The sequence below is a fragment of the Legionella gratiana genome (genome assembly GCF_001467695.1).
Taxonomy (GTDB): domain Bacteria; phylum Pseudomonadota; class Gammaproteobacteria; order Legionellales; family Legionellaceae; genus Legionella; species Legionella gratiana.
Genome location: NZ_LNYE01000023.1, coordinates 107003 through 125406 on the forward strand (window position 1 = coordinate 107003; position 18404 = coordinate 125406).

The following is an 18404-nucleotide window of genomic DNA, read 5'->3' on the forward strand; positions in this document are numbered from 1 at the left end:
AATTATATATTACAAGGAGGTTTAACATGGAAAACAGAGGAATTGTTAAATCCGGAGAACTTACCGGCACTAAAGTGATGAATCCAACACACGAAAACCTAGGCGAAATTGCAGAAGTTGTTATCGATAAACTATCTGGGAAAGTGGATTATTTGGTACTTGATTTTGGTGGTTTTTTAGGTTTTGGAAATAAATTTTTTGCAGTGCCATGGAATTTATTTATGTATGACAACAAAGATGATTGTTTTATTCTTAATGTGGATAAGCAACAGTTGAAAGATGCTCCAGGATTTGACAAAGATCATTGGCCTAATTTCTCAGCACCTGAATTTGCCACTAAAATTACAGGATTCTATAGAGGAAATAAATCATCAAGAATGTGAGTGTAATTGTACATAAATTACCTGAACTGTTAAAAAGCAATCTTCGTTGCCCGTGTTTCTTTAGAAATGTGGGCAATATTCTTTTATTTTCAAACGATTAGGGCGTGTTTACACACCCTAAGATATTCCTTAATTCACAATCAATCATTTATCAGTTATTTTTTAAATAAATTTGAAGAATTCATGAATTCTTCCTATGCTAAAAAGAGTTTTTAGTTATTCATTTTATGCCAAGGAATGCATATGAACATTTTAAAAACCCAAGTCTTAAAAGGGCCTAATTATTGGTCAAATTTCAGAAGGGAACTCATTGTTATCAAGCTTGATATAGGAAAATACGAGGAATTTCCCACCAATCTCTTAGTGGGCTTTCAGGAGCGATTAACTCAATATTTACCAAGTTTATTCAGTCACCGCTGCTCTCTTGGTGTTGAAGGAGGATTTTTAACAAGAGTTGAAGAAGGAACTTGGTTAGGGCATGTTATAGAACATGTTGCATTGGAATTGCAATGTCTTGCAGGCATGGAATGTGGTTTTGGAAGGACCTATGGAACTCATGAGTACGGGGTTTACACCGTACTGTTTTCTTATCAAATAGAGGAAGCAGGTTTATATGCGGGAACTATTGCTGTCGAATTCATTCATGCGATAGCAGAAGGGAGATCATATCCTTTAGATGAAGCAATCGCTCATTTAAAAGAAATTTTTAAAGAACAAGGTATTGGCCCTAGCACTCGGGCAATCCTTGCAGAAGCACAAAAAAGAAAAATACCTTATAAACGTTATGGGCAAACCTCTTTAATTACCTTAGGATATGGTCGAAATCAAAAAAAAATTTGGGCATCTGTATCTTCTAAAACAAGTTCAATTGGCGTTGATATTGCCTCGGATAAAGAACTGACAAAGCAAATTCTTAAAGCAAATTTTATTCCAATCCCCAACGGTTTGATGATTCACTCTGAAGAGGAGCTAAATGATGCAATGGAACAATTAGGATTTCCTCTAGTGATTAAACCGTTTAATGGTAATCACGGTAAAGGGGTTATGACTCATATTACTGATAAGCAAAAAGTTCATATTGCTTTTAAGTTGGCAAAAAAAATTTCCGATCAAATCATATTAGAACGTTTTATCTCAGGTGAAGATTATCGGTTTTTGGTAATTAATTATAAGGTGGTTGCAGTAGCAAAACGTACTCCAGCCCACGTGGTGGGAGATGGAACGCTTACAATTAATCAACTGATTCAGCAGGTCAATGAAGATCCTAATCGGGGTGAATCTCATGAAAATACGTTAACTACAATTAAAGTAGATGACACAACTCTTTCTATTTTAAATGAACATAATTTGAGTTTAGAAAGCATCTTACCCAAAAAACAAATTTTATTTTTAAAAGAGGCGGCAAATTTAAGCACAGGAGGAACAGCTCGAGATGTTACTGATGAAGTGCATCCTTTTAATATTTATCTTGCTGAACGTGTAGCGCGTCTTGTGAATTTAGATATTTGTGGAATAGATATTATTTCAAAAGATATAAGCGTTCCTTTGAACGAAAATCAGGGGGCGATTCTTGAGGTTAACGCAGGACCTGGGTTACGTATGCACTTAGCCCCTAATGAAGGGAAACCACGTAATGTTGCGGCGCCTATTCTTGATATGCTCTATCCTAATCACTTAAGTGCAAGAATTCCAATTGTGGCAGTTACTGGTACTAATGGAAAAACAACGGTTGTGCGTTTGATTGCTCATTTTGCACGTTATACGAATCATCATGTAGGATTTACTACAACCGATGGAATTTATTTAAATAATAGATTGGTTCATAGTGGAGATTGCAGTGGTCCTGACAGCGCACAAGTAGTTTTATATGATCCTGAAGTTGATTTTGCAGTTTTAGAATGTGCTCGAGGCGGGATTTTGCGTTCAGGTTTGGGGTTTGATGAATGTGATATTAGTGTCATTACAAATATCAGTGGCGATCATTTGGGATTAAATGATATCCATACTCTGGAAGATCTGGCTCGAGTCAAAGCAGTTGTTGCTCGTAGTACTAAAAAGTCTGGCTATGCTATTTTAAACGCAGATGATAATTTAACTTATGACCTAAGGAATGATTTGGATTGTAATATTGCTTTATTTAGCATGTATGAAAGTCTACGGATTAGAAAGCATTGTAGGGCGGGTGGACTAGCTGCATATATTGATCAAGGCCGTCTTGTGGTGCAAAGAGGTTCTGAGCGAACCTTTTTATCAAATATAAAATCAATACCACTTAGTTTTCATGGTGCTGCTACTAGCATGATAGCCAATATATTGGCCGCTACTTTAGCTGGAGTGATTAGTCAATTTTCTTTTGATAAGATAAAAGAAGCACTGCATGTTTTTTATCCTACGTTTGATAATTTACCTGGACGTATGAATCTTTTTAAATTTCCTCATTGTCATGTGATGGTCGATTACGCACATAATGAAGGTGCTTTCTGTGAGTTAAAGAATTATCTTGAGTCGGTGCATTGCGCTAAAAAAATAGGAATTATTGGTGTTGTTGGTGATCGACGTGATGAAGATATAGAAAAATTAGGTTTCCATGCCGCCTCTATGTTTGATGAGATTGTGATCCGACATGATAAGGATGGAAGAGGACGAACGCATAATGAAATTAATCGTCTTCTTGTTTCTGGAATTCTTCGCTCTGAATTTAAACCCTCATTAAATATTATTTCAGATGAATTGACAGCTATTGAGCATGTACTAGAAGTTGCTGATGTTAATTCGTTTATCTTTTGTGCTGTGGAGAATGTATTTGAAACCATTCATTTTTTGAAGCAAAAGGAAAAACAATTTAAGTCAGTCAGTGAGGTCTATGATGGTACCCAAGGCTAAGTTACTGATTATCGGGGGTGCAGAGGATAAAGGTAGTGATCTATCAACCGATACGGAACAAAAAAAAGAATTTACTCGCTATGAAATTCTAAGTGAGTTATTACCCCCGTCCAATAAGAAAATAGAGATTATTACGACTGGCTCAGAAATTCAGGATGAAGTAAAAAAAATTTATCAAAATGTTTTTCATAATATGGGATATAACAATATAGGTTTTATTCCTATTAAAAAAAGGGGAGAAGCACGTAGCAGTGAATATTTAAAACGAGCAGAAAATGCGGGAGCTATTTTCTTTACGGGTGGTGATCAATTTCGTTTATCCACAATATTAGGTGGAACGCCTGTTGTTGATATCATTAAAGATCGATATATGCAGGATAGTGACTTCATTATCGCAGGTACAAGTGCAGGGGCAATGGTAATGGCTTCGGTAATGATCACTGGTGGTGGGCTATCCGAAGCATTAAGGTATCGAAATTTATTGACCTCCTCGGGTTTGGGGATTTTACAATCCTGTATTATTGATACTCATTTTATTAAACGAGGCCGATTTAGTCGTCTTGCTCATGCCATTATTATGAACCCAGAACAATTAGGTATTGGTTTAGGAGAAGATACTGCTTTGGTCATACGCAATGGATCGGATGCAGAATGTTATGGTTCAGGTATGGTTGTGATCATCGATGGTAGAAATATTGATCAAACCAATATAACTGATGTTGAAGAAGGTGAGGCGGTTTTTGTTGAAAATTTAATTGTACATCTCTTAGTCAAGGGATGCCAATTTTCAATTGCAGATCGCACTCTTGCAAATCCAGCTATTCCTGTAAAAAAGTCAAATTTGGAATAAGAACATGAATAAAATTGCAATCGCAGTACACGGTGGTGCTAGTGAAAATTATCCTTTTTTACAGAAATATCAAAAAGAGGTTGAAAGGGGCTTGATTGATGCACTTGAAAAAGGTTACTCCGTGCTTGATAGAGGTGGGTCGGCTTTGGATGCTGTTGAAGAGTCGATTACAATTCTTGAGGATAATCCATTATTTAATGCGGGAAAAGGTTCTGCATTAAATTGTCGTGGTGAAGTAGAAATGGATGCATCAATCATGAACGGTCACAATTTGGATGCAGGTGCTGTTTCTATGGTCCGTACTGTGAAAAACCCAATTCATCTTGCTCGTTTGGTGATGGAACATACAAATCATGTTTTTCTTTCTGGATATGGGGCTTTAGAAATCGCAAAAAAATATAATCTTGAACTTGAAAAAGAGTCGTATTTTATAACTTCGCATCAATATGAGACATTTCAAAAGCTCAATAAGATCGAGACCTTAGAAGCGATCCAAAATAAAAAAATAACAGGAACTGTGGGTGCTGTAGCTTTGGATGCGCATGGAAATCTTGCTGCTGGAACCTCTACAGGAGGGACCAGTAATTGCCTTCCTGGCAGAATAGGGGATAGTTGTGTTATTGGGGCCGGATGTTATGCCAATAATAATACGTGTGCGGTTTCTGGAACTGGAGAAGGGGAATATTTAATTAGAAATGTGGTAGGCCATACGATATCCATGATGGTTGAATTTAATATGTCCTTGCAGCAAGCTTGTGATTATGTGATTCATGAACGGAACAAAAAAATTAATGGAGAGATGGGAGTGATTGCTCTTAACCGAAATGCTGATTTTGGTAGTTCATTTAATACCGAAATTATGAAAAGAGCATGGAAAAGTTCTTTGCAAAATACTCAGGTTAAAATTTTTGATTAATACTGATACAACAATCTAAGTTAAATCGAGTCGAATCATTTATTCACCTTGTTTGATTAAAGTGGTTTATTAATGCTACTGAATAGCATGAATCAAAGCTGAGAAGTAGGGAGGTTGTTCTGGTCGCGGATACCAAGCAAGAGAAACGAGATTTTCAAATGATCTCCCTTGATTAAGGACATATAAAGTATTGGATTTGATATAAGGCTCCGCAAACTCTTTTGTTAGTACACCATAGCCAAATCCCGCCGCAAGTAATTGAGCTAAACTTTCGGTATTATTCACAAAATGACGGTCCGTTTGAATACCGCTTAATAAGCCAAAAGCTTCGAGATAGGAATGGGACATTTGATCTACTGCATCAAAATCAATAATCTTTTCATGAGTAAGGATATCATTCAAGGTGCGATGTTGCCATTTTGGTGAGCAAACTAAAACATAGTGTTCTGAGTTTAATGGTTTACAAATCATCTCTGAAGAGGCATGTTTCGGTTGCAAAATAATAAGATCGAATTCACCAGACTTTAACCTTGGGCTAATATCTGGATTGTCATCTAACTGAAACGTCATGACCAATAGAGGAAATTCGCTCATTACCAATTGGCACTGTGGAATTATCCTGGTTCGCATAATACTGGAGGGGCCAGCGATTTTGATGGGTATGTTTGAGGTAATTCCACCACCTTGAATACTTGCAAGAAGGGCACCTCCCATTTCAATGACACGTTGACAGTAACGATGCAAAGATTCTCCTTCCAGCGTTAAGGTCATACCTTGGCGACTTCGAATAAATAAGGTTGTTTTCATTTTTTGTTCTAATATCCGCAGACGTTCAGTAACCGCAGTTTGAGAGATGAAAAGCATTTTTGCAGCACCATGAACAGTTCCATTTTTCACAATGGCCTCAAAGGCAATAAGTTTTGGGTCAAGTAATATCATTAAAATTCATCATTAGAAGAATATAATAAATTATATTGATTGATAATTTTGAAGTCCAAGCAAAATATTCTATTAAATGATTTAATTTTATGATTATAAAAATCAGTTAATAAATTTTAAGATAAAGAAATCGACAATTAATCGAAGGAGGATATATGAAAAAAGGAATCACTTTTTGTGTTTTATATGGCATAACAATGCTAGCCTATGCTAAAACCTGCCCAACAGTAAATGAGTTATTAGTGAAGGCGGGTAGAAATTATTATGTTGTTCCACCATCTGGCTGGAAACTTGTAGTCAATGATAAAAGCCCTAGCCAAAAAAATTTGGTTTTCAGAGTGGCGGCCTGGGGTGATCATAAACATCCAAGCGATAATGTTAGATGTCATTATTATCATGGCGTTTCAGAAGATCATGTTCAACTTGAAACTGTAGAGTTTATAGAGGAATCCAGGATTCCATGGGGTGGAGCCGATCACTATCAATTATGTGTTAGCCGTTCTGATAATGTAAATGAATGCCAATTTGGATAGATGCTGAATCTTAATCATTAAAACAAATGAAGAGACGCTTATGAAAGAACTCGATCTGAATAGTTCGAAAGATAAGCACATAGAGCCTGTCATACGTCGTCTCTACGATCTTATGAAATGGGCGCGCTTGTATTAGATACCTATTATCACTATAAAATCGCAAGCTCGTCATCACTCGTGCTGCGAAATAGGTTTTTCATCGTATAGACTGATGGTTCACTTCCAGTTATTTCTGCCTTGCCTCATAACACTCTACATCCTACGTTTTATGGAAAAACATACATTTATTAACCCTATGCCATAAAAGAACAAAAACTATTCCAATCAATCATTATTAAGTCACGGTGGCTTCATTTTGCGTCATTATACTGAAAATTAAGCAAACAAATTTATCTATGCGAGATTATCATGTATACCAAAGTGCCAGTTAACGATGAAGAATTACAACACAAGAAAATAAGAGTTACTGATAAAGAGCTCAAAGAAATCTTAGGATGGGAAACTACTCACATAGAGCTTTCACGAGTAGCGACACCTATTAAAGTTACTGACATTAGACAACAGGGGGTAAGTAATTGTTTTATGCTTGCTGCTCTTGGTAGTATTCTTGAAAAAGATAATGATTATTTGAATAAACTATTAAAATACAACACTAATGATAATACAGTAGAAATTTCTTTACAAGAAGACAAAGAAGTTTGGACCTATGTATTAGATGCCACGAAAATAGACTCTTTGAAAACTAATAATCATACTCATGCAGCAATTTTTTTGTTAGAAAAAGCATATGCTTTACATCGAATATTGAAGAGAGATAAAAATGATCCGAAAAAAGAAGAGTGCGATTTTAGTCTCTCAATACAGGAATCAAAAGGAGAAGAAATAATATTTTCCTCTAAACTCTTCAAAATTCAGCCACAAAGTTTTGAATATGCTTTGGAAGTAGGTGATCCTTCCATAGCTTATAGACGCTTAGGATTACCTGCCGATATAGAAATAATTCCGAGAAATATAACCCTAATAGAGTTTAAAGAAATGTTTGAGTCACCATTAATTATTCTTAGAGAAGGGAAAGATGCTTTTGGTGACGACGAAAATTTTTTCAATCGTAGTTTCAATCAAATAATTGATAATATTTCATTGTTATTAAAATTAAACGCTTTAGAAAAAGAAACTCTTGAAGAAAGTCTTTTGAATTTTATTGCTCAAGAAAAACAAAAGAGAGAGAGCATTATAGACAGTATAGAGCATCATGTAAATGTTCTAACACAAAGCTCACCCTTGTCTCTACATCAGAACCATGAACGAGTAAATACACTTCTAATTTCGTTGTTTGCTGGTAAAGCTCCTTTACCTGAAGCCATAAATATTGAACAAATTGGAACACGAATAATAGAGTCTATACCTCAAAAACGAGGTCTAAAACTTTATACGACAGAGCAGAATGAATTTTTTAAAAGAATTTCGGACAATTTAACACAGAACAAACTTGTTATTGTTGGGTCGAAAGAAATCGTAGGAACATTTCAAAAGAGATCATCAGGTGTTAGAGAAAAAAACTCCAAAGGATTGGTTAGTGAGCATGCAATGCACGTGGTTGCTTGTTATCAACGGGGTGGACTTAAATTCCTTTTAATAAGAAATCCTTGGGGACATACAGTAAGGGATTATTATTGGAAGGAAAAAAGAATTGACAATCAAACAGTGTTAGTTTTAACCGCTCATGCCAAAACTAATCTTAATTCATTTTCCTTGTTCCACCATAAAGAAAAACCCCGAAATGTGGTTGATATCAAAAATTCTACACGCAATTTGGACAATAAAACGTTTGATCAAGAATTCAAAAAAGGAGGGTACTTTGAATTAGAATTAACTGATTTTACGAAGCGATTCGAGACACTTACGATAACTAAAGATTCATTAGCGACAAAAGTTGAAAATAAGAGCACTTCTGATTTTAAAAATTTTAAGAAAGAATATCAGGAGGCACGAAAAACTAAGGAACAAAGTGCTGATAGAGAGACTCTTGGTTTTAAAATAAACTTATGATTCTAATACAATCACGCATCTGAGGCAAAGGCGAGTAATAATCTTTCATTAGCTATGCGCTAATAGACCCCCTGCTTTCGCAGAGGGTGACGTTCTTCTAGTTTGTCGCCTCTGTAACTCTAGTGATTCAAAGCAAATTGAAACAAAGTTCCCATACCGTATTTTCCACCATATTCACTTGTCCCATAAAGAGCGGTTTCATCAGCATTAAGCATAATTTTTCTAGGCCATCGGGGTGTAGACCGAAAACTCTCATCGAAAACATGTAAAATTGAGTAAACAGGTTCGTCGTTAGCTAAAGAAATTTTAAAAATATTCGCGGGATAATGATAATTTTTACTGTCCATACCGCTTGTTAAACCAAAAAGAGTCTGCTCATCCTGACTTAATACAAGATCAATTGGATGTTGTCCTTGAGCGTTTCTTGCAAAGCGATGTAATACTGTGGTGGGATAATTGGGTTGGTTAAGTTCAATTTTAAGAACTGATCCATAATTATCTGTCGATGTAGTATATAAAGTAGTACCGTCCTTGCTTATAAGTAGTGTATTTAGCCTTGGTTGATCCTTGGAACAATCAAATGATCTCAGTGTCTCAAAGGGTTGATTTTCTGATTCATCCAGAGTGATTCTAAAGAGGGTACCGCAATAATTGGGTTCACTGGCATAAGTCGTTAAACCATATAGATAATGCTCATCCGGACTTAAAACTAAAACACCATTAGGTGTCCTACCCTCTTCTTTTCCTGTAAAAGCATGTACTACTTTATAAGTAGATCCGAGTTCTGGATCCATGGTGATTTGATAAATTACGCCCCCTTTTGAGCGAGAATGAATAAGACCGCCAGATTCAGTTGCGCCATAAAGTTTCCGCTGATCTTGTGTGACTATCAAAGTACCTACCGCATCGTAGCCTTCTTCAAAGCGCTCTCTTAAATCAAACTCGTGAAGCAATTCTTTATTATTATTATTGAGATTTAGTTTAAAAATGGAGCCGCTTATAAAACCATTTTCTATACCGTACATATAATTTTTATCTCGACTTATCGTAAAATGACCACTAAAACTAGAATTTTTTTCTTGATCGGGATAGGTACTTGCTTTTTGGATTACAGTGGAAGATCCAGAGAGTGAGTTAATTTTAAAAATATGGTAATCACTATGGGAATAAAAGGTTATACCATCATCATTAGTGAGCAAATTTGTTCCTGTTCGGCCTTCACCATAACTATCAAATGAATAGAGAATGGATAATTGATTTGAAGAGCAATAACCAGGATTCAATAAAGAAAATAATAATATAGGTGTACTAGCAATTAGAGATATTTTCATTCTATTCCTTTAGATTTTTAAGTGCTGTTTAGGATAATTTATATTTTTATTATTTACAATTAGACTATAAAAAAGAGCTTCTTGAAGCTCTTTTTTATAGTCTGTTCATAAAGGGGGAGGTGGACGGCGTCCAAGTAAACCCATTACAAGAAATACGACAAATATAACAAGAAATATGAAGAATAAAATTTTTGCAATTCCTGCTGCGGCTACAGCTATTCCTCCAAATCCAAATGCAGCAGCAATAATAGCGATAATAAAAAATGTGAGTGCCCAACCTAACATGATAACCTCCTTGTGCTTAGTGCCGTAAAGTTATCCTACTTATTATTATAGCGTATTAATTAACCATTTTTTGAATGATCAATTGGTTGCTCTATATATCGTTTATTTTATGAAGCTTTAATAATCAAATAAAAATTATTTTCAATAATTACAACTACTCTTGATACCTCAAACCTCTAGTGCAGAGAGCAGTTGGAGGTATGTCTATAGATTTGTGCATAGATTAGGTTGGGAGTCTGTAGCGCATTGCTGCTAATACATTAGGGCAATAATAAGTAAACCTATCGCGACAAAACCAATGAGAACAAGACTGGAATTTCCTCCAGGTACTAAATGGCTTTCGTTCGTTATGAGGTATTTACGTCCTTTCCATGCCATAACTGCAGGGAGCAACAGTAATAAAATGACACAACAAATTCCAGCATAGCTTAAAGCATGGAGGTAAATTCCTGGATTAAATAAAACTACCGCCAAAGGCGGAAGAAAAGTTAATGCTAAAGTGTATTTTCCTTGATAGCCAGATTTTTTAAGTTTTAATCCATCTGCTAGAAAATCAAATAAACCTATAGAAACACCTAGAAACGCAGTAAGCATACAAATCGAAGTAAAAAAGCCAAAAAATCCACTTATCCATTGATTTTGAACGGATTGACTTAACGCTTCAGTTAGACCGCTTGTAGCATGATCAGAACTCATGAGCGCAATTAAGCCATTATCGCCTTCACGTGATACAACACCCATGATGACGGCATCCCAAATAATGTAGCAGAAAAGAGGAATGAGCGAGCCGAGGAGAATGACCTTTCTTAAGCTACGAAGATCATCTCCAAAATAATCTCTTAAACTGGGTATAATTGTTGCATAGCCAAAAGAAGTAATGAGAATCATTAGTGTGCCAGCAAAAGCACGTACGGAGCCCCCAGTTAACCCCATAGTTGATGTATGTGGGCTGATAATCGCAACTAACAAAATGTAAATGCCCAACTTACCAAACATTAAACCTCGATTAACGTAATCTACGGAACGGATGCCGTTATAGACAATCAAGCTGAATAAAAAGGTAAACAGTATCGCCGTGATACTGTTGGGTAAGTTAATATTTATTTTATGCAATAAACTATTAAAGATATCACTTCCGCCTGAAATGTATGCTGACAGTAAGGTATAAAGCAAGAATAGGTAAGTGATCCAAGCAATAATTTGCCCCGGTAAACCTAATGTAGATTTAGCCATGGAAATCATATTACTACCTGTTGGTAAGCGTAGATTAACTTCAAGCATTAATAAAGCACCCGCAGTCATGACAAACCAGCATAAAAATAGAAAGAAAATTGAATTACTAAAGCCAACTTCTGCTGTAGATACAGGTAATGCAAGCATGCCGCCACCTATTGAGGTACCTACTATAAGTAATATTCCACCTATTAGCTTTGAATGGTTCATAAGAAGTAATCCAAATAGATAAAAAATAATTCAATATGATACAATATTGCTCGTTTTGGGTCAATCGTATCATAACCTAATGGCACTAAGTTAAGTGTTTTTGACTAAACTATTTTCATCTTCGACATTGATCAGCAGATTTTTCTCTTAACTTAGTACATTCGTACCATAACCGAGTTCAATGCAGTAGTGTACGCTGGAAATGTATTTAGAACCTGAAAATGATTGAGGTATGCACTCCAAATTTTTCAGGTTTTGTTACGTTTAGCCTATTAACTTCCAAAGTTCATGTATTAACAGCCCAATTGAAACAGCAATTACGGTAATTTGCGTCAATTTACCGCCAGGAACACTAAAAGCAGGGCTATAATATTTCCTACCAAAATAGCACATTAGTGCGGGTAAAAACAGTAGCAGTATGATACAAAAGATCCCTGCATAGCCCAAGGCATGAATGTATGCGCCGGGATAATAAATGACAATAAGTAATGGTGGTGTAAAAGTAAGTAAAAATAACCCTAAACCATGACTCCCTCGCTCTCGTAACTTCAAACCATCGGCAAGAAAACTATATAAGCATAAGGATACACCTAAGAAAGCAGTTAACATGCAAATGGAAGTGAAAAAATTAAATAAAGCACTAATGATTGTATTTTGTACTTTATTTGAGAGCATACTTGCTAATGCACTCGTGGTATGTGGATTGCTCATTAAGCTTTCTAGGTTTTCACTACCCTCAGAAGGAAGAGCACCCATAATGACAGCATCCCAAGCTAAATAGCAGAATAATGGAATTAATGAGCCAATAAAAATCACTTTTTTTAATTGCTTAATATCATCATCGAAATAGTCTCTTAAATTAGGAACAATGATGGCAAATCCGAAAGAGGTGATCAAAATCATGATGGTTCCACCAATGTAACGCATATCACCATGATGAAGATGTTGTATCTCTATATGGGGTGCAATCAGCACTATTAATAAAAAATAGACTGCTAATTTGCCAAACATCAGACCACGATTCACATAATCTACATAATAAATGCCACCATAAACCACAAGGCCAAAAATGAGTGTAAATAAAAGACTTGCTTGCCAATCACTTAAGTGCAACCCTATTTTAAAAAGAAGACTGTTTAATACATCAGTGCCACCAGAAATATAAGCTGACAATAAGGTATAAAGTAAAAATAGATAACTTATCCAAGCAATGAGCAAGCCGAAATTACCTAAAGTAGCTTGCGCCATTGAAACCATATGTTTTCCTCTAGGTAAATAAAGATTTGCTTCCAGAATAAAAAAGGCTCCTAAGGTCATAAAAACCCAGCAAACAAACAGAAAAATAGAGGATTGCCAAAAACCAGTCGCAGCGTTGGCAACAGGCAGAGCAAGCATTCCTCCACCTATAGAAGTTCCAACAATTAAAAGAATTCCCCCAATAAATCGTGATGTACGCATTAAATCGCCTTACTTTGTTGCATAAATCATAGGTGGTGGTGCTGGAACAGGGCAAGTTGCGCAAATTTTTGCACCTAAACTACTAAACCATTGAATTTCAATGCGTCTATTAAATGCACTTCCATGAATCAATTGGTTATCACCTACATCATTTTTATCACCATAACCTTCTGCTTTTAGGAGTTTGGCTGGAATATTATTTGCCCATAAAAATGTTAACATAGTTTCTGCTTGAGCTTGAGATAATGACCTTTTATGGTATCTAGTACCTACATTATCTGTAAACCCAGCTACATAAACAGGGCTATATGGATAAAATTTCAACAGCCTTATGATATTAACTAAACCTGGATAACAAATTTCGTTAAGACGTGGACTTTCAAACATGAAATATTTATCCACAGGAACAATAAGGGTCATGGTATCCCCATATTGTACGAACTCAATATTTTCTTTATTCAATTCTTTAATGATACTGCGTTTACTGGTTTTACTTAGCCCTACAACAGCCCCTGCAACTCCTCCAGCTGCAGTACCCACGAGTGCTCCGGCTACAGTACCTGTAGTAGCAGCTCCTACCGCAGTTCCAACAACTGCTCCGGTAGCAACTCGCCTAGGCATGGGATGTACTGGTTTGAAATTGTTATAAGGTGGACGATAACAACTACTGATTAAACAGGTGATTAAGCCACAATATAAAATTTTTCTTTTAGTTGATTTGAGTGACATATTCACTCCTTTGTTCGGTGATTTAATCATTATTAAACATCTGGTTAAATTTCGCAATTGTAATAGCTTGCCCCCTAATGTTTACTCGAACAATGGGGGCAGACCACCCCCATTAATTTAGATGCAACATTCATGTGCTAGTTCGTTTTCTTCCTCATCAATCGATTGGAGCACTTCTCGTTCTTGAGGTGCGTGTTTGAAGAATGAAACTAGACTTACTTCATTGGTATATTCTGCGTCATGTCGGCTAACTGATTTAAATTCGGTAAAGCATGAAAGAGCTTTATATGCAGCTGCAACCATCGCGCCAACAATGGTTATTCCCACGGCAATACCTAGAGTCGGTTGGATAATAAGTACGGGTAAAGCGATTCCAAAAATACCTGCATATAAAGAAAATGCAGTAGCGGACCAAAATAATAATTCACATGTTTTGGCAAGATTTTTAAATAAAACATTAATTTTTCTAGATTCACTTGTCTTTAGTAATGCATCCATTGCATCTATATGACTCATCTCTCCATGTTTTACCTTAGTGAGGCCAGCAACAAAAGATTCATAACTGGTTGCAATTGTTTCAACAGTCTTTGCTGAGCTTGCTTTAGTATAAGAGAGGTTATAATAATCTTGAACTGCTTTTATTTGTTGTTTGAGCTTGTCGTCTAGTTCTTTTTCACTGGCGAAAAGCGCAGATAATTTTTTGTCGCAAATGCTTAAGCGTCGTTCTAATTTTCTATGATTATAAGGCATGATTTATCTCTTATTATAATTATGTAGGGAAAACCATTTCAATGAATTTTCTAGTAGATTAAATGTCTTATAACATAATTGACATAGAAAAATCATGCTATTTTTATCTATTCATTGGTGAACTAGTATGTTCATCAAAAAAGAATAGACTTCGTTCCAAATGCTACTGTAGTGGAGAATTGCTTACGGTGCATCCTCATATACTGGCGTGTACACTCCCGTTCTGTGCTCCGTTTCTCCTCGCACTTCCCTCACTACAGCGAGTTTGGAACGAAGTCTAATATCTATTCATCGCCTTGGAAGCGGCATAAATTTTGAAAATCACACTGTTGGCAAAGATTTAAATGGGAAGGTTGCGGTGGACAATGCCCCTGTTGAAATTCCATCGCTAAATCAGTTAATTGTTTTTGCCACATTTTTCTGTGTTCAGACCAAGTTTCATCCTTTTTTAACGAAGTGACTCCACTAATATTCTGTTTGTTCTCACTAAGGCCAGCACAGTTTATTTTCCCTGACTTTAATTGCATGAGTAAAAGAGTGTTAATTTGGTCATCAAGCAGCGCATAAAGAAGTACTTGTGATTCTTTGGGCCGTTCTTCATTCCAAGGTTTACTCGCAGGAAGGCTACTTTTATAATCGATAACCCATTTCTTATCAGCAACCTGATCCAGACGATCAATACGTACCTGAATATCAAGACCCGCTAAATTAATGGAGTATGATTGTTCTAATGCTACGACTGTAAATGGAGATCGTTGTTTTTCCCATTCGAGATAGGTCAGTATGAGACGCTTTAGACGAGCATGTTCAATTTCTTGAAGTGATGCAAGAAGTAAATCAGAGTTTCGCTGTTTTAAAAGAGCTAAGGCAGTATGAATTGCTTCATCGATGTACTGATCTAAAATAGGAGGCCCTAAAAGATATAGTTTCTCTTGACTCTCCAATGTTTGCCATAATAATTCCATCACCTTATGAATAATCTGTCCTCTTTCTTTAGGATTCAAACCATCGGTTGTTTGCATAGATGCTTGTGCACGAAGTCGATGTTCCGCGAAGGCTTTAAAAGGGCATTTTGCTTGATTCGCTAAAATTGCTGTACCTCCAGTAATATGTTCTTCTGGTAATACTGGTAGAGAAAAATGTTCTTCTACAGTCACGCATTCAGGTTGGGGTACCGAAAAGTTATGGGCGGTCAGTAAGGTAAAATTAGGGAATGTTGTTATTAAGGAGCAAGGCAAATTAGGATTATCGCCCTGTAATTGAGCATAACTAAATACTATGGAATTAGCACTTCTCCTTAATCTTTGGAGTATTTGACGAGCAAATTGCAGTTCACGTTCGGGTAGGCTGTGCGGCATGCACAATTCACGCTGTAAGTATGGGGGAATAAAAGCTGATAGATGCACTTTTTGCGGCAAGCATTGATCGGTTATACCCATGACCCATAGGCTATCAAACTCACATCCTGAAGCTTCTAAGAGACCGGAAACTTGAATTGGTGCATTGTTTTTTTGCGCTTGAAAAATGGTATGTCTGGTCAGATAGCGTAATGCTTCAAGTGCTTCAATCTTGGTTAAATAAGCGTCAAGTACAGCCAATTGCCTTAATTCATCAAAAAGCATGATAAAACGATTGAGACATTGATAGTTTTTTGAGTTAAGTCCATAGTCACCTGGAAATCCTAAACTATTTAGACGAGCTTGAAATAGGCTTATCCATTCATGTAGGGTAGCTATTTGTGGATACGGGGTTAGAAGGCTTAATAATTTGGAAAGTTTAGGGGTATGAACATAGAGCTCCTCTATAAAGCTCTTTAGTGGAATCAAATGTCTTCCTAGTAAAGTACTCTCTTGCAAATATTCAGCTCGTTCAATGAATTCTTCTTTAGAATGACCAAGATAAGGGGATTGGAGAAGCAAACTTGCCTCATGCTGGGTTAAAGTGAGCTCTTCTAAATTGAGCCAACATAATGCATGAGCAACTAAAGGAAAATCACTTAAAGGTTGACCTAAGGAAATATTAAAGAGTGTTGACTCAAAATGATGTGCTAATATTCTTTGTACTAAGTTTGATTCTTGTTCCAAATTAGGTACAACTACTCCTATACGAGAATGACCTTCCCGTATTTTTAAATGCAACCACCGCATTAACTGCTGATATTCCTCTTTATCATCCTGAGCTGCCAGTATTTCTGTTTTAGATGATTTTTCTTTTAAATCATATTGGTATTGGTTGAATCCTTGATTTATTAAGTGTTCCTGTAAGTGTACTTGTTGAGGAGTAAAGTCATCAAAACATACCCAAACAATCGAACCTGAGAACAAAGAGTGTTGGGCATCAATTAGATGAGGGATTAATTGATATTCCGTAATCAAATGTCGTTGTTCTAATTGTTTCTCAAAAAGTAGCCACCATTGTTGAAATTTCCGTGTTTGAGCTGTATCGATAAATTCTGGATTTTCGGAGGTAATGTGCCATTGTTGACAACGCTCCCAAGCAGTGATCACGGCTTTGAGCAAACCTTCACTATAGGTGATGGATGATTCAGATTTAATGATCCTTCGCCATAAATACTGACACTGAGCATCGCTTAACAATGTAGGATAGGACCTATTTGGATGAATAAAATTAAGGTTCTCATAGGCTTTGATGAGTGCAGTACGATAAGGCATGCATTTAGGTTTATCTACAGTTTGATTGTTACAATGAGTAAAATACTGTTGGATTATGGATTCACTCAGTCGATTGTTGGGTGTGAGGACCATAGTTCCTTGAGCTAAAAGAAAAAAAAGTTGATCTTTATTACTGAATGTATGTAGGGGCATAAAAATCCAAATAAGATTACCTGTAAATCAACTCCATTCAGGAAACGGCCCTATTTGACCGTTTGTGCTATATTCAGCATGGGGTACCTGAGCTATTACGATTACCTTAAACCTAGAAAAAGGCACGTGGGTTGGTAATCGGAGCAACGTATTTTTTACAGGGGGGTGAACATGTGTATTTATACAGCCACCTTAACTTGATGAGAGTATTAGTTAGCTCGTAATATATTGGATTACATTGTCAATAGCACCCCACTTTTGATGTTATTTTACTGAAGTTTTTTTCCGTTGCATAGTACGCGTTTTTGATGCAGATTTTGCTTTGGTCTTGTCTAGTGTTCCTAGATATCGAGGTAGGCGATGACTGCGTCGTTTATCTGTATGCAATATTTGATAGACAAATTGACCTCGTAAATACATAGAAGCAAGGCCTGCTGCAATGGCAAGTACAAAACCGAAAAGAATATAGCTGTAGCCTAATACTATAAAGTATGTACCAATAAGATCGTGGAAATTGGTTATTTTTATTATGGGTTTTTCTACTTCTTCCATAAAAAACATCATACCTAGAACAAAAAAAGGTAATGAAAGAAGGACCATAATAAAGCCTAAGAAAAAGGTTTTAAGTTTATAAGGTTTAGGGCAATGCACGATACTTTCGCCAAATAGGGCTCCAGTGATTGAAGCGACAATCACTCCTAAGACAATTGATCGAAAAAGAGGAATAACTTCCATGATGCCCATTGATGTAAGTAATACGTCGATCAGTATTGTTCCAACAACAGAGAGTAATCCGTAGTAAACAGCGGCGAGTAAACGTGGATTAGAAATAGTAAGTGCAGGATCTTCATTTTTCATTATAGCACTCCATAGCTACGCCTATATATGTATCATTTTAGTATAAATTTGCACGTTAGAACGATTTTTTAATTTTTTATTACTCTTATTTTTAACAACTTAAGTAAATTGGGGGTGTGCAAAGTATTTCAGGTGTATCGAAATAATAATTTGTATATACTAGAGTCTGTTG

Annotated in this window: 15 protein-coding genes; 6 read left to right on the forward strand and 9 right to left on the reverse strand. The window is 36.1% G+C overall.

The window, feature by feature from the left end; all coding sequences use genetic code 11:
• The first annotated feature begins 26 nt into the window (after positions 1 to 26).
• The 4 genes from Lgra_RS11360 to Lgra_RS11375 all read left to right on the forward strand — a co-directional run bounded on the left by Lgra_RS11360 (position 27) and on the right by Lgra_RS11375 (position 5032).
• Positions 27 to 383: a PRC-barrel domain-containing protein gene (locus tag Lgra_RS11360; protein WP_058499392.1), complete on the forward strand. Its 357-nt coding sequence runs from the start codon at positions 27 to 29 to the stop codon at positions 381 to 383.
• 243 nt (positions 384 to 626) lie between these two features.
• Entirely contained in the window at positions 627 to 3266 is a 2640-nt protein-coding gene (gene cphA, locus Lgra_RS11365; protein ID WP_058499393.1) for a cyanophycin synthetase, read from the forward strand.
• Positions 3247 to 4116, forward strand: a complete 870-nt coding sequence (locus tag Lgra_RS11370; RefSeq protein ID WP_238584430.1) for a cyanophycinase — start codon at positions 3247 to 3249, stop codon at positions 4114 to 4116. The genes cphA and Lgra_RS11370 overlap by 20 nt, the downstream gene beginning before the upstream one ends.
• Positions 4117 to 4120: 4 nt before the next feature.
• Positions 4121 to 5032 carry an isoaspartyl peptidase/L-asparaginase family protein gene (locus Lgra_RS11375; RefSeq protein WP_058499394.1) on the forward strand — a complete coding sequence of 304 codons (912 nt, stop codon included), beginning with the start codon at positions 4121 to 4123 and terminating at the stop codon, positions 5030 to 5032.
• A gap of 75 nt (positions 5033 to 5107) precedes the next feature.
• Here Lgra_RS11375 and Lgra_RS11380 read toward each other — a convergent pair whose 3' ends face one another.
• On the reverse strand, positions 5108 to 5971 hold the full coding sequence (locus tag Lgra_RS11380) for a LysR family transcriptional regulator (RefSeq protein WP_058499395.1): 864 nt from the start codon (positions 5969 to 5971) through the stop codon (positions 5108 to 5110).
• A 155-nt stretch (positions 5972 to 6126) separates the two neighbouring features.
• On the opposite strand from Lgra_RS11380, the gene Lgra_RS11385 reads away from it, so the two are divergent.
• Both Lgra_RS11385 and Lgra_RS11390 read left to right on the forward strand, forming a co-directional pair.
• Positions 6127 to 6504: a hypothetical protein gene (locus tag Lgra_RS11385; RefSeq protein ID WP_058499396.1), complete on the forward strand. Its 378-nt coding sequence runs from the start codon at positions 6127 to 6129 to the stop codon at positions 6502 to 6504.
• 408 nt (positions 6505 to 6912) lie between these two features.
• Positions 6913 to 8553: a calpain family cysteine peptidase gene (locus tag Lgra_RS11390; RefSeq protein WP_058499397.1), complete on the forward strand. Its 1641-nt coding sequence runs from the start codon at positions 6913 to 6915 to the stop codon at positions 8551 to 8553.
• A gap of 119 nt (positions 8554 to 8672) precedes the next feature.
• Here the strand turns inward: Lgra_RS11390 and Lgra_RS11395 are convergent, their stop codons facing one another.
• The 8 genes from Lgra_RS11395 to Lgra_RS11430 all read right to left on the reverse strand — a co-directional run bounded on the left by Lgra_RS11395 (position 8673) and on the right by Lgra_RS11430 (position 18232).
• The gene (locus Lgra_RS11395; protein WP_058499398.1) at positions 8673 to 9884 is read right to left on the reverse strand and encodes a choice-of-anchor tandem repeat GloVer-containing protein; all 1212 of its coding nucleotides are present in this window, start codon (positions 9882 to 9884) and stop codon (positions 8673 to 8675) included.
• Between the two features lie 105 nt (positions 9885 to 9989).
• The gene (locus Lgra_RS11400; protein WP_003635698.1) at positions 9990 to 10169 is read right to left on the reverse strand and encodes a DUF1328 family protein; all 180 of its coding nucleotides are present in this window, start codon (positions 10167 to 10169) and stop codon (positions 9990 to 9992) included.
• Positions 10170 to 10421: 252 nt separating this feature from the next.
• Entirely contained in the window at positions 10422 to 11612 is a 1191-nt protein-coding gene (locus Lgra_RS11405) for an amino acid permease (protein WP_058499399.1), read from the reverse strand.
• A gap of 264 nt (positions 11613 to 11876) precedes the next feature.
• Positions 11877 to 13070 carry an amino acid permease gene (locus tag Lgra_RS11410; RefSeq protein ID WP_058499400.1) on the reverse strand — a complete coding sequence of 398 codons (1194 nt, stop codon included), beginning with the start codon at positions 13068 to 13070 and terminating at the stop codon, positions 11877 to 11879.
• A 9-nt stretch (positions 13071 to 13079) separates the two neighbouring features.
• Positions 13080 to 13799: a C-OmpA-like family protein CmpA gene (gene cmpA / locus Lgra_RS11415; protein ID WP_058499401.1), complete on the reverse strand. Its 720-nt coding sequence runs from the start codon at positions 13797 to 13799 to the stop codon at positions 13080 to 13082.
• A gap of 117 nt (positions 13800 to 13916) precedes the next feature.
• Positions 13917 to 14549: a DUF5638 domain-containing protein gene (locus Lgra_RS11420; protein WP_058499402.1), complete on the reverse strand. Its 633-nt coding sequence runs from the start codon at positions 14547 to 14549 to the stop codon at positions 13917 to 13919.
• A 284-nt stretch (positions 14550 to 14833) separates the two neighbouring features.
• Complete coding sequence (locus Lgra_RS11425) at positions 14834 to 17374, reverse strand: PD-(D/E)XK nuclease family protein (RefSeq protein ID WP_058499403.1); 2541 nt, start codon at positions 17372 to 17374, stop codon at positions 14834 to 14836.
• A gap of 264 nt (positions 17375 to 17638) precedes the next feature.
• Positions 17639 to 18232 (reverse strand): hypothetical protein, encoded by a 594-nt coding sequence (locus tag Lgra_RS11430; RefSeq protein WP_058499404.1) that lies wholly within the window; start codon positions 18230 to 18232, stop codon positions 17639 to 17641.
• Between the last annotated feature and the right edge of the window lie 172 nt (positions 18233 to 18404).

Excerpts from the sequence above, each read along its gene's own strand:
- Lgra_RS11420 (WP_058499402.1), bottom strand. The coding sequence starts at position 14,549 with ATGCCTTATAATCATAGAAAATTAGAACGACGCTTAAGCATTTGCGAC.
- Lgra_RS11405 (WP_058499399.1), bottom strand. The coding sequence starts at position 11,612 with ATGAACCATTCAAAGCTAATAGGTGGAATATTACTTATAGTAGGTACC.
- Lgra_RS11380 (WP_058499395.1), bottom strand. The coding sequence starts at position 5,971 with ATGATATTACTTGACCCAAAACTTATTGCCTTTGAGGCCATTGTGAAA.
- Lgra_RS11395 (WP_058499398.1), bottom strand. The coding sequence starts at position 9,884 with ATGAAAATATCTCTAATTGCTAGTACACCTATATTATTATTTTCTTTA.
- Lgra_RS11360 (WP_058499392.1), top strand. The coding sequence starts at position 27 with ATGGAAAACAGAGGAATTGTTAAATCCGGAGAACTTACCGGCACTAAA.
- Lgra_RS11385 (WP_058499396.1), top strand. The coding sequence starts at position 6,127 with ATGAAAAAAGGAATCACTTTTTGTGTTTTATATGGCATAACAATGCTA.
- Lgra_RS11400 (WP_003635698.1), bottom strand. The coding sequence starts at position 10,169 with ATGTTAGGTTGGGCACTCACATTTTTTATTATCGCTATTATTGCTGCT.
- Lgra_RS11390 (WP_058499397.1), top strand. The coding sequence starts at position 6,913 with ATGTATACCAAAGTGCCAGTTAACGATGAAGAATTACAACACAAGAAA.
- cphA (WP_058499393.1), top strand. The coding sequence starts at position 627 with ATGAACATTTTAAAAACCCAAGTCTTAAAAGGGCCTAATTATTGGTCA.
- Lgra_RS11425 (WP_058499403.1), bottom strand. The coding sequence starts at position 17,374 with ATGCCCCTACATACATTCAGTAATAAAGATCAACTTTTTTTTCTTTTA.
- Lgra_RS11370 (WP_238584430.1), top strand. The coding sequence starts at position 3,247 with ATGATGGTACCCAAGGCTAAGTTACTGATTATCGGGGGTGCAGAGGAT.
- Lgra_RS11375 (WP_058499394.1), top strand. The coding sequence starts at position 4,121 with ATGAATAAAATTGCAATCGCAGTACACGGTGGTGCTAGTGAAAATTAT.
- Lgra_RS11410 (WP_058499400.1), bottom strand. The coding sequence starts at position 13,070 with ATGCGTACATCACGATTTATTGGGGGAATTCTTTTAATTGTTGGAACT.
- Lgra_RS11430 (WP_058499404.1), bottom strand. The coding sequence starts at position 18,232 with ATGAAAAATGAAGATCCTGCACTTACTATTTCTAATCCACGTTTACTC.
- cmpA (WP_058499401.1), bottom strand. The coding sequence starts at position 13,799 with ATGTCACTCAAATCAACTAAAAGAAAAATTTTATATTGTGGCTTAATC.